Below are 17,027 nucleotides of genomic sequence, written 5' to 3' on the forward strand. Positions count from 1 at the left end.
AACTGCGCTTTCACTAAGGATAATGCACCATTCCACTCCTAATAATTTCATAATGTGCCAATTATGCAGCACTTTGGAACATGATTTTGAATAAGACTTCATTTTTTTCAGCCGAAAAAAAACACCAGATTAGACTAGCCGATACTTCAGGGAAATCCCTTTTAGTAGTTTTAGTATGCCTCTTTGCGTTCAATGTAAACGCTCAGGTTCCTAAGAAATTGCCTAAAAAAACTGTTAAAAAAGTACAGACCGATACCTTAAAAAAGAAGAGTACTGCCGATACCACCAAAGGTAAGGAGCTCAAGAGTTATACCGAACTGTTAAAGAAAGCAAAAACTCTTAATGGTTTATTTAAAGTTCATCAGGTAGAAACAGATTATTACTTTGAGATCCCTTTAAAATTGATGGGAAAGGATTTCCTGATCGTCAATAAGATCTCTTCCGTACCCCTGTCTGTAAATGAGTTAGGGCTAAATAAAGGGGTGAACTACGACAATAAAGTCATTCAGTTTTCTCAGAACAAATTGGCTAAAACGATTTGGGTTAAATCTGTTGTTCCACAGGTAGAATCGCCGGCAGGAGACGCCATTACCCGTTCCGTGAAGGATAACTTCGTTGCTTCTGTAATCGAATCTTTCAAGATCGAAGCCTACTCGCCTGATTCATCGGCAGTAGTCATCAAAATGAATAAAGTTTTTGATGGAACGGAGAAGAGTTTTAACGATGTTTTTTCGGATATAGGATTGGGGACTGCTCCAAAAACCTCCTTATCGGCAATAGAACACATCAAGAGCTTCCCGGAAAACATCGTGGTGCGTGCTTTACTGACCACCAAAGTAACCGAAGGCAGAACAACCATACCAGTGAGTATGGCGGTGACGACAAACCTGCTTTTATTACCGGAAAAACCGATGAAACCCCGATTTGCAGACAATAGGGTTGGTTTTTTCACTACCCCAAGATGGTATTTCTCTGATGCCCAGCATAAACTGGAAACCAGAGAGCTGTTAACGAGATGGAGAATGGAGCCAAAACCCGCAGATCGTGCCCGTTACCTAAAAGGAGAACTGGTAGAGCCGGTAAAACCGATCATCTTTTATATCGACCCATCCACTCCTCCGCAATGGAGAAAACAAATCATTGCAGGCGTAACAGACTGGCAGAAAGCTTTTGAGCAAGCCGGTTTTAAAAATGCCATTCAGGCGAGAGAAGTTACAGATACCAGTGATTACGATGGGGATGACATCCGTTATTCGGAGATCACTTATGCGGCTTCGCCGAAGTCCAATGCGATGGGGCCTGCTGTTGTAGATCCCCGCTCCGGAGAAATCCTGGAATCAGATGTGATCTGGTGGCATAATGTAATGACTTCTCTTAATTTCTGGATGAGGGTACAGACGGGAGTGATTGATCCGGGAGCAAGAAGCAATAAGCTTTCTGACGAACGCATGGCCCATGCCATCCGCTTTGTATCTTCTCATGAAATCGGTCATACCTTGGGTTTAAAACACAATATGAGTTCTTCTTTCTCCTTTCCGGTAGATTCTTTGCGTTCGCCTTCTTTTACCAACCGTATGGGTGGAACAGCTTCTTCGATCATGGATTATGCACGTTTCAATTATGTGGCACAACCTGGAGATAAGGTAACCAATATTACCCCTCAGATCGGACTTTATGATAAATATGCCATTGCCTGGGGATACCGCTGGTTAGATGTAGAAGATCCGCATCAGGAACTTCCAGTCCTAAAGGAATGGATTAAAGCACATGCCAACGACCCTTTATACCATTATGGTGAACAACAGGATTCGAAAAACGTAGTTGATCCAAGGGCGCAATCGGAAGATTTAGGAGATGATGCTGTAAAAGCAAGTGAATATGGGTTGGCAAACCTGAAACGTCTGGTGCCACAAATCAGTACCTGGGCTTCCAATGATGGTGAAGACTATATCCAGGCAGGAAAGTTATTCATGGCAACAATCTATCAATGGCAAACCTATGCAGAACATGTGATGGCAAATATAGGTGGGATATACCTGGAAAACCCCGTAGCGGGCGACCGTAAAAATGCATATACACCCGTTCCAAAAGCCATGCAGGTAAAAGCGCTTAAGTTTTTAAAGGAAGAGGCATTAACTGCCCCGGAATGGTTGTTCGATAAAGAACTGTTAAAAAAGACTTTCCCGGTTAAAGAATCGCCAATGGGCCCGTATGAATATGCGCCTTATAACCTGAAACGCGAACTTCAATACGGGTTTTTGTATAGCCTGGTAAGTCAGGAGCGCCTGTTGAGAATGATGGAAATGGAAGTGATGCAGGGCAAAGAAAACGTATTCACGGTAGCTGAATTACTGAAAGATCTGAGGGCAACTGCTTTTGCAAAAACGTTAAGCGGCAAAACACTTTCTGTGGAAGACCGCATGATGGAACAGAATTACGTAGATGTATTGTTGGTCAGCACGGATAAAATGCTGGAAAAAATTACCAAGACTTCATTAAAAGAAAACACATTTAAACTAAAAAACGAATTGCAGATCTGTGATTTCGGCGACAATGGTAAAACGGCCACAGGAGCTGAAAATACTTCGCTTAGAAACATTCAGTTCAGTTCCATGAGCAGAACTTCTGAAGTTGCAGCAGCAAAACGTGGAGAGCTGTTACAGATTGTAACACTGTTGGAGAAAAATAAAGGCAGAGGGGATGATGCCACAAAAGGTCATTATATGGACCTGATCCTGAGGATTCGTCAGAGCCTCAGAATGAATTAAAAACCACCAACAAACTAATATAATAATAGGGGATATGAATAAACAATTACTTTTAATACTGTTCCTGCTGGGCATCAGCCTTACAGGTTACGGTCAGAAACAAACGACCATCACCGGGCAGGTGCTGGACGTAAAAGACGGCATGCCCATACCGGGCGCTTCGGTCTTTGTAGACAATGCCGCAATCGGCGAACAAAGTAGTGTTCCCGGAGTGATTCAAAACTCTGTGATCGGAACAGTAACGGATACCGATGGTAAATTTAGTTTAAAAGTACCGGAGGGGACAACCTCATTGAAGGTGAGTTACCTTGGATATGAGGCGGCATTGATAAATATCATCAATAAGTCCCATATCACCGTTTCTTTGAAAAACAGCGATAATACGTTGGGAGAAGTGGTGGTGAACGGGTATACGGATATTGCCAAACGCAAGAATACAACGGCTACCACAAAACTGGACTATGGTAAGATTCGTCAGACCGGAGTATCTGGTATAGACGAGATGCTGGCAGGACAGGTTGCAGGTGTTGCCGTAGGAACCATTACAGGTGGACCAGGTGCTGCACCAAAGATCAGAATCCGTGGTACCGTTTCTTTGAATGGAGGTCAGGATCCTTTATGGGTATTAGACGGACTTCCCCTGGAAGGAACAGATCTGCCCAAAACGATTGGAGAGAAAGATGATATTGACCAATTGCGCAATTTGCCGATTGCCGGGTTAAATCCGGATGATATCGCCGACATTACCATTCTGAAAGATGCAGCTGCAACGGCAATATATGGTGCAAGGGCTGCAAATGGTGTTATCGTAATTACCACAAAAAAAGGTAAGAAAGGTCCATTGGCGATTAACTTCAGTGCAAATACCTTTATCTCACAACGCCCGGATCTGGACAAACTGAACTTGATGAATGCCAATGAAAAGGTGGATTTTGAACTGGGCCTGGCATCCAGAAGTGATCTTACGTACAGGGATAACCAGGGTAGCGTGTCGAGAATTCTCAATAAAAGTGCTGAGCTTAACCAATACAGAACCGGTGGCTTTTCCAGCCTTAGCCCCGCTACGCAGCGTGCCATAAATGACCTCAGACAACCAGGCACAGATTGGGGTAAGGAAATGTATCAGACTGCTATTAATCAGCAATATACCCTGGGGTTGTCCGGTGGAAATGAACAGGCTAACTATTATTTCTCTGGTGGCTATTACAATGAAAAAGGAACCACCAAACAAACAGGATTAGAACGTTATAACCTGACCTTAAAAACGGACTATAACATTTCTCAAAAGCTGAAAGCAGGAGTCGCAATATTTGGCTCAAGAACTAGCCGTAATAATTACCTGACAGATGCAGATGGATTTACTAACCTTAGTACTTACACCAGGAACGTAAACCCATACCTGCAGGCCAGAGATGCTTCCGGCGCTTACCACTATGATCCGGATATTTTTGGGAACGTTAACGGGGATGTTTATCTTCCTCTAAACATGTTGGAAGAACGTGCGAATACACGCTATAAGTTGGCCAATAAAAGTGTGAAAGCAGTATTGGACCTGGCATATCAGGTGAATAAAGACCTGAACCTGCGTACAGAATTCGGACTTCAATTTGAAGATACCGGTGTAGAAAAATTCGCCGGACAGGATTCATATTACCTTCGCAAATTGAGAGAAGCTTCTAAATACTATAATTCTGCAATTAAGAAAAATGATTATTTCCTGCCTGCAGGAGGAACGATTCAAAACCAGAATACCGACTTTTTTCAGTACAACTGGAAATCTATTCTGGAATATAAGAAAGTCTTCAGTGAAAAGCATGAAATTGAAGCACTTGCAGGATCTGAACTGAGAAAGAACAACAATGAAGTGATTATCAGTAGGGGATTTGGTTATAATGAACGTACGCTGACCAATGAAACTATCGTTTTTCCGAACGCTGGTCTGGCTAAAGAATCAATCTGGAGGGCTTACCAAAAGCAAAAAAATCAGAACGCATTTGCTTCATTCTATGGTACATTATCATATACTTATGACAGGAAATACACCTTATATGGAAGTATCCGCTATGATGGTTCAGATCTTTTTGGGGTAGATCCGAAATATAAATACCTTCCAATTTACTCGGTTTCAGGTGCCTGGAATGCGAATGAAGAGAAATTTATTAAAGACATCAGCTGGATCTCTAATCTTCGTGTAAGAGGTTCTTATGGGCTTCAGGGGAATATTGATAAAAACACTTCGCCTTTTGTGGTTGGAGATTATTCCAATTCATCTATTCTTCCGGGAACAAATCAACCCACAATTTCGGTGTCTAACCCTCCAAATGATAAATTGAGATGGGAAAAAACTTCCACCTTCAATGCTGGTCTGGATTTGGGTATACTTAATAATGCCGTACAGATCACTTTTGATTATTATAACCGTTTCAGTAAAGATCTGATTGGAACACAATCTTTACAGTTGGAAAATGGCTTTAACTTTACCCGTTCCAATGCTTCACAAGTAAGGAATAAAGGTCTGGAACTGACCATCTCAACCAGAAATATCAGCACCAGTAATTTTCAATGGTGGACTGATTTTAACATTGCTCATAATAAAACCAGGGTGGTCAAAGATAAAGTCCGCGATAACCAGTTGACTCCTTCAAAAGAAGGATATCCGGTGAATGCGTTATTCGTGATCAAAACAAATGGACTGGATGCGAATGGTATCCCTTTGTTTCAGAAAGATGGCAAATCCGTTTCTCTGGAAGAGTTCTACAAATTATATGACCCGTATGCGGACTTTATGCCTGGGGAAATTGTAAATAGTGGATTAGATGGGAAAGGTACACAGGCGCTTTACACTTATGCAGGTGATATGGATCCGCAATTCACAGGAGGTTTGACTAACCGTTTCCGCTATGCTAATTTTGACCTTTCGGTAACAGCCATTTTTAACATCAACCAATGGGTAAAAGTGAGACCTGCTTATAATCCGGCTCAGGTCGATCGTGGAAGAAACTATTCCAGGGATATACTGAATGCCTGGTCTCCACTGAATTCAGGAAGTACCCTACCTGGGATCTATGGCAGGGAGAGTTTTGATGGCAGCAGATGGATGGCTTATAAATGGCAGGATGGTAATGATCCGGGGAACAGTTACAATGACCTGGATATCTTTGCAAAAAAGATAAGTTATATGAGGATCAATAGTATCCGTTTAGGTTATACACTACCATCGGCTGTATCCGGGAAAATTAAAGCAAACAGCTTAAGAATCAGTGTTGAAGCCAGGAATCCTTTTGTGTTCGGAAGCAGTCATAAAGGATTCTTTGATCCGGAAACTTATGGTAATATTTATTCACAACCAATCACTAGAAGTATTTCTATTGGTTTAAATGCCACTTTTTAATTAATTATCTGATGAAGAAGATCCTAAAATTAAGTGTAGCGCTGTTCCTGGTTTTTTCGGTCAGCAGCTGTAAAAAATATTTAGATATAGAGCCGGTAGGGAAAGTGATTCCTAATACGGTTGAAGATTTCAGAGCATTGCTGAATTCAGGGTATGCAGGATTTGCAGAGCATAAATCCTTATTGGCTTTACGTACTGATGAGTTGTTGCCAAATGAGGATGAAGAAGGAACTGCGGCTTACCGCGACATTTATAAATGGAATGACGCAACCCCGGATGCAGTTTCGAACGCCTTTCCGTACATTGCATTTTATAAGTCTATCTTTTATGCAAATTCTGTAATTGCTGACGTAGAAGCCAAAGCAGGGAAAACTCCTGAAACAGCACAATTGAAAGGAGAGGCTTATTTGTTGCGTGCTTACAATAACTTTGAGTTGTTGAATTTATATGCAAAGTCTTACGATAAGAACAGTGCTTCCACAGATCGCGGTGTTCCTTTAGCACTAACGGTTAACCTTGAACAAAATTTTAAACCGGCAACTGTCGGAGAAGTATACAGCCAGATTTTTGCTGATCTTGAAGAAGGGCAAAAGCTATTAAATGTAATTAATTTTGATGCAGGCAAGAATTATCGTTTTACAAAACGTGCAGCTTTGGCCTTCAGTGCAAGAGTCTATGAATTCAGAGGAGAATGGGCAAATGCATTGAAAGCAAGTCAGGATGCACTGGCATTAGGGAATCAGCTGGAAGATCTGAATGCAGGCGCGGGAGTTTTACTGCCAAACCAATATACTTCAAAAGAAAACATCATGTCGATGGAAGACACTTTTAATAGTGATCTTACCAAGATCAGCTTTATTTCAGCACACCTGATCGGTATCTATGATCAGATCAATGACAAAAGGTTTGCTTTATACTTCTCCAAATCCGGGAGCAGGTTTAAAGGAAAGAAAGGTGCTTCCAATGAATTTAAAATTTCTTTCCGCAACGGGGAATTATATCTGATCCAGGCTGAAGCAGCTTTACAGACAGATAACCTGCCATTGGCATTACAGAGTCTGATGGCTTTAAAAGCAAAACGTTTGACACCTGTTTATTTTGCAACAGAGCAAAGCAGGATATCAGGTCTTGATAAAGCGGGTCTTTTGCAGGAAATACTGAACGAAAGAGAAAGAGAACTGGCATTGGAAGGTCACCGTTGGTATGATCTGAAACGTTATGGCCAACCGGAAATCAAACATACCGTTGGAGGGGTTACCTATACTCTTCAAAAAAATGATCCGAGATATGTGATCCGTTTTCCTCAGGAAGCCATATCAGCAAATCCTAATCTTCAATAGGGGGGAGAATAGCATACGTCTTTTGAACGTGAATTACTCCGGTCTGTTTTTACAGGCCGGAGTTTTTTTTTACATTTACAGTTCAGCAAAAAAAGATGAGGGTATTAATTATTGAGGATGAAGAACTGGCAGCAGACACGTTGCATAAGATGCTGTTGCAGCTGAATCCGAAAATAGAAGTACTGGCCATTCTGGGAACTGTAGAGGCTGCAGTATCCTGGCTGAGCAAAAACACCGCCGATCTGTTGTTCATGGACATCCACCTCGGGGATGGCGAAAGCTTCCAGATCTTTGAACAGGTGACCGTAGAAAGCCCGGTGATCTTTACCACTGCCTACGATCAGTATACCTTAAAAGCCTTTAAAAATCAGGGAATAGATTACCTGCTCAAGCCTTTCGATGAGGAAGATGTGGCCGGAGCCCTCGCCAAGCTGAAGAGTATCCGTAAGTTTTCTGACATGAATATCCCTCAGATCGCCTTTAAACCTGAAGAACCACTCACCAGAGTCCGCAACCGTTTTATGGTAAAACTGGGCAAACTGATCAAGACGGTTCAGTCTGATGATGTGGCCTATTTTATGGCGGATGATAAATACCTCTTCCTGATCACCAACGACAAGCAGAACTACATCATTGAAGAAACCATTGGCAGCCTGGAGCCACAGCTGGACAACTCGGATTTCTTCCGCATCAATCGCAAGTTTATCATCCATATCAAAGCCATCAGGGAGATGTATAAGCTCTCCAGGAACCGTGTCAGAATTGTTCTTGAACCTGCTCCGGTAGAAGGACTGGAAGTGGTGGTGAGTGAAGAAAGAGCCGAAGCTTTTAAAAACTGGTTAAATCAATAACCGGGATCGCTTTTAATTTCCATTAAATTCTATACTTTTACCTCCGACCAAATACCGCAATATATTGGACGAAACCTGAATATGTTGCAACCTAACCCATATGAACCCTAACAGACTATTGTTTTTTGTGCTGCTCTTTTTTGCTATTGGGGCAAGTGCGCAAAAGAATAACATTAGTTTTAACCACCTGACCGTAGAAAACGGACTTTCTCAAAGCAGTGTCTTATCGATCACTCAGGACAGTATGGGCTTCATGTGGTTCGGCACAAAAGATGGCCTCAATAAATTCAATACCCAGAATTTCGAAATCTATAAGTACCACAGAAAAGACAAATCTTCCTTAACGAGCAGCATGAACATCAACGCCCTGCTGACCGATAGTAAGGGCAATTTATGGGTGGGCACGCAAAAAGGACTCAACCTGTATCAGCCAAAAACAAACTCCTTCAAACGCTTTCAATACCATGAAGGACAAAAAAACAGCCTGAGCAATAACGTTATCCGTTGTATTTATGAAGACCGTCAGGGGCATATTTGGGTAGGGACAGACAGCGGTTTAAATAAATTGGTAGGGAAGGAGCGCTTCGAACGTTATTTCACTACGGCAGACCGGCCTAAAGGTGCGGTTCATCACCTGATTAAAGCCATCCATCAGGACCATAACCATGTCTTGTGGATCGGGACCTTACAGGGGCTGAACAGCATGACCCTGGAAAAGGGAAAATACCGCTACCAATCTTATGTTCATGATGCAAAACGTCCGGAGAGTTTAGGCGACAACGACATTGCTTCCATCCTGGAAGACCGTCAGCATAATTTATGGATCGGTACCCACAGTGCCGGCCTGGAACTCCTGGACCGTAGCAAAGGTACCTTCCGGCATTTCAGGTCCAGAAAAGGACAGGCCAACAGCATCAGCAGCAATGTGATCCGTAAAATGATCATGGCCAGGGATGGAAAACTATGGGTATCCACTTTAAACGGGATCAATATCATTGATGTGGAGAACCATTCCGTACGCGTGCTGAACCACCATCCTGATGATCCTTCGAGCCTGAACCAGAATTCCATTTACGACATGATGCAGGACAATGCCGGATCAATATGGGTGGGCACCTATTATGGTGGCGTAAATGTATACCATGAAAATTCAACTCCCTTCAGGGAGTACAAATCAAATACCGGAAAAAACGCGCTGAGCAGTAATGTGGTCAGCTCCGTGCTGGAAGATAAAAAACATAACCTCTGGATTGGTACCGAGGCCGAAGGGTTAAACTATTACGACCGTAGTACCGGAAAGTTCAACAGCTTCAGGCATGATCCCGAAAACCCGGCTTCCCTTAGCTCCAATCTTGTTAAAGCCGTATCCATTGACCACAATGGAAAAGTATGGGTAGGTACCTATGAAGGAGGGCTGGATCTTTTCCTTCCTGAATCTCAAAGTTTCAAACATTATAAACCCAATCCCCTTGATCCTTATGCGCTGAATTCCACGCGGATTGTTGCCTTGCTGCACGATAGCCAGCAGCGCTTCTGGATTGGTACCCGTGCACAGGGGATTTATCTTTACAACGAGAAATCTGATAACTTTGCCCCATACAGCGGTCAGGATGCACAACATGATTTAAAGGTGGTCCGCTGTTTCTTTGAAGATTCCAAAAAGAACATCTGGATTGCCTGTAGTTCCGGAACCTATATACTTCAGCAGAATTCCAATATCGTCAGGCGCTTTAAAACAAAGGATAACCATAACCTCTTTAATGACATCAATTTTATTCAGGAAGATTCCAAAGGAAACATCTGGCTGGGTGGATATGAGTCCGGACTGATCCGCTATATCCCGGAACGCAAAACCACACGTTTCTTTACCAAAGAAGATGGCCTCCCGAGTAATGTGGTGCTGGGAATGCTGGAAGATGCAAAAGGGGACTTATGGATCAGCACCGACAACGGGCTTTCCAGATTCGACCATCAGGTGTTTAAAACCTATACCGTAAGGGATGGCCTTCCGGGAAATGTGTTCAATTACAACTCTTTCTTTAAAGACAGCAAGGGCGAGTTTTTCTTTGGTGGATTCAATGGCATGGTGAGCTTCTTTCCGGATCAGATCAAGGACAATAAAATGGTGCCCAAAGCCGTATTTACCCGTTTGAAGCTCTTCAATAAACAAGTCAACATCAATGATGAGACGGAATTGCTTTCTGAAAACTTCAGCCTGACGAAAGCGATTACCTTTTCTTACCATCAGAATATCTTTACCATAGACTTTGCCCTACTCAATTATATCAAATCAGAAAAAAACAGGTATGCCTATAAACTGGAAGGTTTTGAAAAAGACTGGAATTATGTGAACAGCCCTTCGGCAACATTTACCAATCTTCCTTCAGGAACTTATACTTTACTGATCAGGGGGTCCAATAACGATGGGGTCTGGACTTCTGCTCCTTCCAGATTAACGATCCATATCAATCCCCCTTTCTGGAAAACCTGGTGGGCCTACCTGATTTACCTGAGCTGTTTCCTTGGACTGTTATTTTTCTTCTCCAGATTCCTATGGATCAGGGCGCTCTTAAAAAGAGAACATGAACTGTATCAGATGAAACTGGATTTCTTTACCAATGTATCTCATGAGATCAGGACCCCACTTACCCTGATTGTTGGCCCGCTGGAAAACCTGATCAATGAAACCCAGGAATCTCCGGCATTAAACAGGAAATTGCTGACGGTGAGAAGGAATGCAGGAAGGTTAACCAGGTTGGTCAATGAGCTGATGGATTTCAGAAAAGCAGAATCCGGAAAACTGAGGCTCAACATCTCTCCGGGAAATATCGTGCCTTTTGCCAAGGAAATTTTCCTTTCTTTTCAATACCTGGCCATTAAACATCAGCTCAATTATCAGTTCCATACTGTAGCAGAAGAGATCGAAGTTTTCTTCGACAATGAACAACTGGAAAAAGTATTGTTTAACCTCCTGTCCAATGCCTTTAAGTTTACACCCGATGGTGGTGCGATTCATTTTTCGATCTTAAAAACAGAAAAGGACTTTCTGGAACTCCGTATTTCTGACAATGGGAAGGGGATTCCTGAAGAAAGCAAAGCAAGGTTGTTTACCAATTTCTATCAGGTGAAAGATCCGCTGTCCAGAAACAGTGGTACCGGAATTGGACTGGCACTTTCCAGAAAGATTGCCCAGCTCCATTATGGAGGTTTGTTCCTTGCGGACGAAAAAGACATCCGGGAAGAAGGAATGCATACCTGTTTCTACCTGAAACTGAAACTTGGCCAAAGTCATTTCTCTAGGGATGAACTGGTGGAAGAGTTTCTGAACAGCGAAAATCCGGAGCATTATCAGTTTAATACCGATCCCGGACATGTATGGAGCCCTCAGCCTGCGGAAAATACGACTGAAGAGGTCATGACGCTGTTGATTGTCGAAGACAACCATGAGGTGAGGGATTTTATCGTACAGTCTTTAAGTCCTTTTTATCAGATCCTGGTGGCCGAAAACGGAGAAAGAGGACTGGACCTGGCGATAGAGAAAATCCCCGACCTGATCATCAGCGATGTCATGATGCCGGTAATGGATGGGCTGGAACTTTGCCGGACCCTGAAAACGGATGTCCGCACGAGTCATATTCCGGTGATCCTGCTCACCGCCCGATCCGGAAATATCCATGAGGTAAACGGACTAAAGACCGGTGCAGAAGCCTACCTGACCAAACCTTTCAGCATCAATAGCCTTCAGCTCAACATCTCCAACCTGTTGATGTTGCAGGCCAACATGAGGCGCAAGTTCAGTCAGCAGATCACTTTGCAGCCTTCAAATATTTTAATAGAATCTTCTGATGAAGAATTCCTGAACAAAGTAATGGTGATTATTGAAAACAACTTTGCACAACCCGAATTCAGTGTGAACACCCTGGCTTCAGACCTGGGCATGAGCACACCGATTCTCTATAAAAAAATTAAAGTGCTGACCGGACTTACGGTAAACAACTTTATCAAATCCGTCCGCCTGAAAAGAGCTGCCCAGCTATTGCGCCAGAATATCTATACCGTCTACGAAATTGCCTATATCGTGGGTTTCAATGATCCCAAATATTTCAGTAAAGAATTTGTGAAACAATTCGGACGAACCCCTTCTGATTACGCTTTTGAAGAATAATCTTTGGTTATTTAAGAATTTCACCCCTTTTCTTTAAGATTTCACCCCCTCGTGGATTGCTCTGGCGCTTACATTAGCAAAACCAATTATAAATATCTGTTACGATTAAACCAAGCTATGAACGAGTTTCCGATGCTGATCCTTCTTTCTGTGGATTCCTGTTATATACAGGTTTCGCATTTTCTTTCCCCATTTTTTCACCTGGATAATTATTGATTATGAAAGCACAATTACTTAAAGTATCCATGCCTCCTGCTCAATCATTTAGTGTAAGACAGGATATAGAACCCTTTGTCAATAACAAATGGCATTACCACCAGGAACTGGAGCTGATCTATTTTAATGAAGGCAAAGGAACCCAGTTTATCGGCGATAGTATACAACCTTTTAAATCCGGTGATATTGTCCTGGTAGGGGCACACCTGCCACATTACTGGAAATTTGATGAGGTGTATTTTGATGAAACTGAAAAAGGAGCGAACCTGGATGTAAAAGTTGCCCATTTCTCGGAAGACCTTTGGGGGGATTTCTTTTTGAACCTGCCGGAAAACAAACTGCTGAAAGATGTGCTGGAGAAATCCAAAAGAGGAGTAAAGGTGACCGGGAAGAGCAAGCAGCAAGTCGCAGACCTGCTCACCAGGATGGTTAAAGCTGAAGGAACCGAAAGGATCATCATGCTGATGCAGGCATTGGTGGAGATCGCCAAATGCGGAGAGCTGGAATCATTGGCTTCCATCGGCTTTCAGTACGACCTGGAGCAGGTAGAAAAAGACCGCATCAGTGATATATATGAATATACTTATGCCAATTTCAGGAATAAGATCTGTCTGGAAGAAATTGCTGATGTAGCCAAAATCAGTCCCAATTCTTTTTGCCGCTATTTCAAATCGCGCACCCGAAAAACCTATTCGCAATTCCTCACAGAGATTAAAGTAGGGCAGGCCTGTAAGCTCCTGATCGAAGCACACCTCAACTTAAAACAAATCTGTTATAACAGTGGATTTAACAATTTCGCCAGTTTTCATAAGTGTTTTAAGAAAATCACCGGAAAGAGCCCGCTTTGTTACCAGCGAGAATTTGTAACCGAATAAACAGCGAACTGAATAGGCAACCTACCGGATAAACAACAAACCGAATACACATTAAACGGGCTATTAAGATCGGCTATCAAAATAAAAAAACAAACAACCAAATCAGATCATCCCTTATAACGAACCAATATAAACCTAACCAAAACGAGCATGAGAACCTCCACAAAAAATCGCCTTAAGGGATTAAAGGCATCCCTCTACTGAACAGCTTAAAGCCGGAAATCCGGTTTAATCTGCTGATGATCAATTAAAATATTTACTCATTTTTTAAAACAGAAGTATGAAGGAAATTTATACTAAGAACCTCTATTTGTCAAACAAATGGAAAGAATGCAATATCAGACAGTTGGGGATGATCGTTTTATTCGCCCTGGGCATGTTATTTTCGCCCGCTGTATTTGCACAAAAAACAAGCAAAATAAAAGGAGTCGTGAAAGACGACAAAGGTGTACCCATGCCAGGGGTAGGGGTGAAAGTGAAAGGAACAGCTATTGGAACTTCCACCAATATTGATGGGATTTATAACATTGCTGTACCCGGAGATGCAGCCATTCTGGTATTCTCTTATATCGGTTTTCTTCCACAGGAAGTCCCTGTAGGAAAGAAAACAGACATCAATGTCAGCCTGAAAGAGAATTTGTCTGACCTCGAAGAGGTCGTGGTGACAGGATATGGTGGGGTTGCGAAAAAGAAAGACCTGACAGGTGCCAGTTCTTCCATCAACCAGAAAACCATCCTGGAACGCCAGCCGGTTAACCTTTTTGACGCTTTACAAGGTCAGGCGGCAGGGGTTTTGATCGTGAACGATGGTGGTGGTGCTCCGGGAGCAACAGGTTCTATCCAGATTCGTGGTGCTTCGACACTAAACGGAGGTAACGGACCTTTATATATAGTAGATGGAGTGATCAATCCTGATGGAGCGAACATCAACCCTACAGATATTGCCAACGTAGAAGTTTTAAAAGATGCGGCTTCGGCTTCCATCTATGGTTCCAGGGCAGCAAACGGGGTAATTTTGATTACCACCAAAAGAGGTCAGGATGGAAAACCGATGATCGACCTGACGTATAACCATGTATTCGGACGTCTGGCTCATGGTATTCCGGTGAGTAACTCTGCAGAAGTAAGGGCATTCCGCGAAATTCAGGCCAGACCAAATGGAACAGATTCCCTGAACCCAAGCTTCAATGCAGATAACAACCTGCAGGAACTCCTGTTGGGAAATCTTGCTCAAAAGAAAGAGATTAAAATGGGAATCAGCGGCGGACAAAAAGGACTGAGCTATTATACCAGTATCAATTACCTGGACGATAAATCCATCATCATCAACAGCTGGGCAAAACGCCTGCAGTCGAGAATCAACGTTAACTATCAGGTGAACGAGAAGCTGAAGTATTCCAATAACATGTCTTTCAGCTGGCAAAAAGGAAACCAGATCCCGGTAGGTAATACGATTAAAGTGGTGATCGACAGGCCTGCTTATTCCCTGATTTATTATCCTGATGGAACGTTAACAAGTTATGTAGCCTCTAAAAGAAATCCAATTGCCCAGGCCTTATTCGAAAGGGATGAAGATGAAACCTTTTCCGGACAGTTCAATAACCAATTGGATTATCAGTTTACCAAAGATTTGAAATTTACCACCTTGTTCAACGCCAAGCTGGATAATTTCCAGAACCTCTATTTCTCTCCCAGAATCCTTTCTGGTAAAAGAGATCAGAATTCAGGAAAAAATGAGCTGAGGAAAAACTTCAGCTGGGAATATCAGGCCTTTATGAACTATAATAAGACGATCAGGGAGGACCATAATTTCTCCGCTTTACTGGGATTCAGTGCCGACAGAAAAAAGATGGATCGTGTGCATACCGAATATTTAAATAGTGTAAGTGAGGAGATCGTAGTGACCCTTCCTGATTATGTGAATGGGCCTAATACCTTTTCTGAAGCCACCGCAAATTCAACTGTATCTATGTTTTCCAGATTGGGATACAACTACAAAGGTAGGTATATTGTGCAGGGAACTTACCGTAGGGATGGTTCTTCCAGGTTTGGTCCTGAAAACCGTTGGGGAAATTTCCTGTCTGCTTCTGCAGCATGGCGCTTCTCTGATGAAAAATTCATGTCATGGTCTAAATCGTTTCTGGAAGATGCAAAGATCCGTTACAGCTATGGTCAGTTAGGAAATGATCAGATTGGTGATTATGAGTCGGTAACCAGGATTGCTTTTTCGGGCAGCTACAATGGTCTGGGCTCTGCGGCACCAACTTCTATCCTTGGAAATAAATTCATCAAATGGGAAACAACTGCGCAAAATAACGTTGGTTTAGACCTGAGCTTCTTTAAAGGCCGCCTGGGCTTTACGGGAGATTATTATGTGAAGAAGACTTCGAACCTGCTGTATCCAAGGGAAATTGCAAAGGAAACCGGATATAGTAAAGTACAGGTGAATGTAGGAACGATACAAACCAAAGGTCTGGAGTTTGTGATCAATGGTACACCCATCGCCACGAAAGACTTCGAATGGAACATCACCGCCAACATCTCTTTTGAAAAAGGTAAAGTGTTGTCACTTGCAGATGGCGTTCCTTTCTTCGCCGGAAACAAATGGTATGTGGAAGAAGGTGGAAGAATAGGAAATTTCTATGGCTGGAAAAACCTTGGTGTTTATGCCTGGGATGAATCCAATGCCTATGATGGCGATTGGAGAAAACTGGAGGTCGTGCTGGAGAATGGTAAACCTAAATATGCCAATGGAAAAGCAGTATATACTTTAGACGGCCAGGAATACACAGGCAATGTGAAAAGTAAACGTGCGCCCGATGGTAAACTGAAAGGTGGAGATGCGGAATGGGAAGAGGTCAGACCGGATGGGGTGATCGATGATGCAGACCGTCAGATCCTTGGTAATGCCACTCCGGATTACTATCTGGGGATCATGAACAATGTCCGTTACAAAAACTTCTCCCTGTCTTTCCTGTTCAATGGTTCATTTGGTGCTGAAGTATACAATAGTTTATTGCAAACCCAGAATAATCCTTCCAATACAGGTGCAGGATCTCCGGAAATGGTGTACAATTCATGGAGAAAACCAGGGGATAATACCAAATACCCATATTATGTAGAGCGAAATAACCGTGGAAACCTGAAGACCAATCAAAATAGCCTTTACATCGAAAATGCTTCGTTCATCAGGTTGTCGAGTGCCCGTCTTTCTTACCGTTTAAATCCGGATTGGGCAAAACGCATTTTCCTTAAAGGTTTAACCACCTATGTATATGGTACGAATCTCCTGACCTGGACAAATTACCGCGGTTATGACCCTGAGTTCAGTGCCGGTAACGTATTGACGCCAGGAGATGATACCGGAAAATACCCGAGAAGAAGAGAGTTTGGTTTTGGTGTAAACATTAATTTATAATAA

Annotated in this window: 7 protein-coding genes; all 7 read left to right on the top strand. The window is 42.6% G+C overall.

Annotated elements, in window-relative coordinates:
- Positions 1-80: 80 nt before the first annotated feature.
- The 7 genes from BUC20_RS24260 to BUC20_RS24290 all read left to right on the top strand — a co-directional run bounded on the left by BUC20_RS24260 (position 81) and on the right by BUC20_RS24290 (position 17,024).
- Positions 81-2,768, top strand: coding sequence for a zinc-dependent metalloprotease (locus BUC20_RS24260; RefSeq protein WP_084529249.1), 2,688 nt, complete (start codon positions 81-83; stop codon positions 2,766-2,768).
- A 34-nt stretch (positions 2,769-2,802) separates the two neighbouring features.
- Complete coding sequence (locus tag BUC20_RS24265) at positions 2,803-6,159, top strand: SusC/RagA family TonB-linked outer membrane protein (RefSeq protein WP_073234210.1); 3,357 nt, start codon at positions 2,803-2,805, stop codon at positions 6,157-6,159.
- An 11-nt stretch (positions 6,160-6,170) separates the two neighbouring features.
- Positions 6,171-7,499, top strand: a complete 1,329-nt coding sequence (locus tag BUC20_RS24270) for a RagB/SusD family nutrient uptake outer membrane protein (protein WP_073234212.1) — start codon at positions 6,171-6,173, stop codon at positions 7,497-7,499.
- 95 nt (positions 7,500-7,594) lie between these two features.
- Entirely contained in the window at positions 7,595-8,350 is a 756-nt protein-coding gene (locus BUC20_RS24275) for a LytR/AlgR family response regulator transcription factor (RefSeq protein ID WP_073234214.1), read from the top strand.
- 100 nt (positions 8,351-8,450) lie between these two features.
- On the top strand, positions 8,451-12,515 hold the full coding sequence (locus BUC20_RS24280) for a hybrid sensor histidine kinase/response regulator transcription factor (protein WP_073234216.1): 4,065 nt from the start codon (positions 8,451-8,453) through the stop codon (positions 12,513-12,515).
- Positions 12,516-12,733: 218 nt separating this feature from the next.
- Positions 12,734-13,606: an AraC family transcriptional regulator gene (locus tag BUC20_RS24285; protein WP_073234218.1), complete on the top strand. Its 873-nt coding sequence runs from the start codon at positions 12,734-12,736 to the stop codon at positions 13,604-13,606.
- A 280-nt stretch (positions 13,607-13,886) separates the two neighbouring features.
- Complete coding sequence (locus BUC20_RS24290; RefSeq protein ID WP_073234220.1) at positions 13,887-17,024, top strand: SusC/RagA family TonB-linked outer membrane protein; 3,138 nt, start codon at positions 13,887-13,889, stop codon at positions 17,022-17,024.
- Positions 17,025-17,027: the final 3 nt, after the last annotated feature.

Origin of the sequence: Pedobacter caeni (assembly GCF_900129215.1) — a bacterium.
GTDB classification, from domain to species: domain Bacteria; phylum Bacteroidota; class Bacteroidia; order Sphingobacteriales; family Sphingobacteriaceae; genus Pedobacter; species Pedobacter caeni.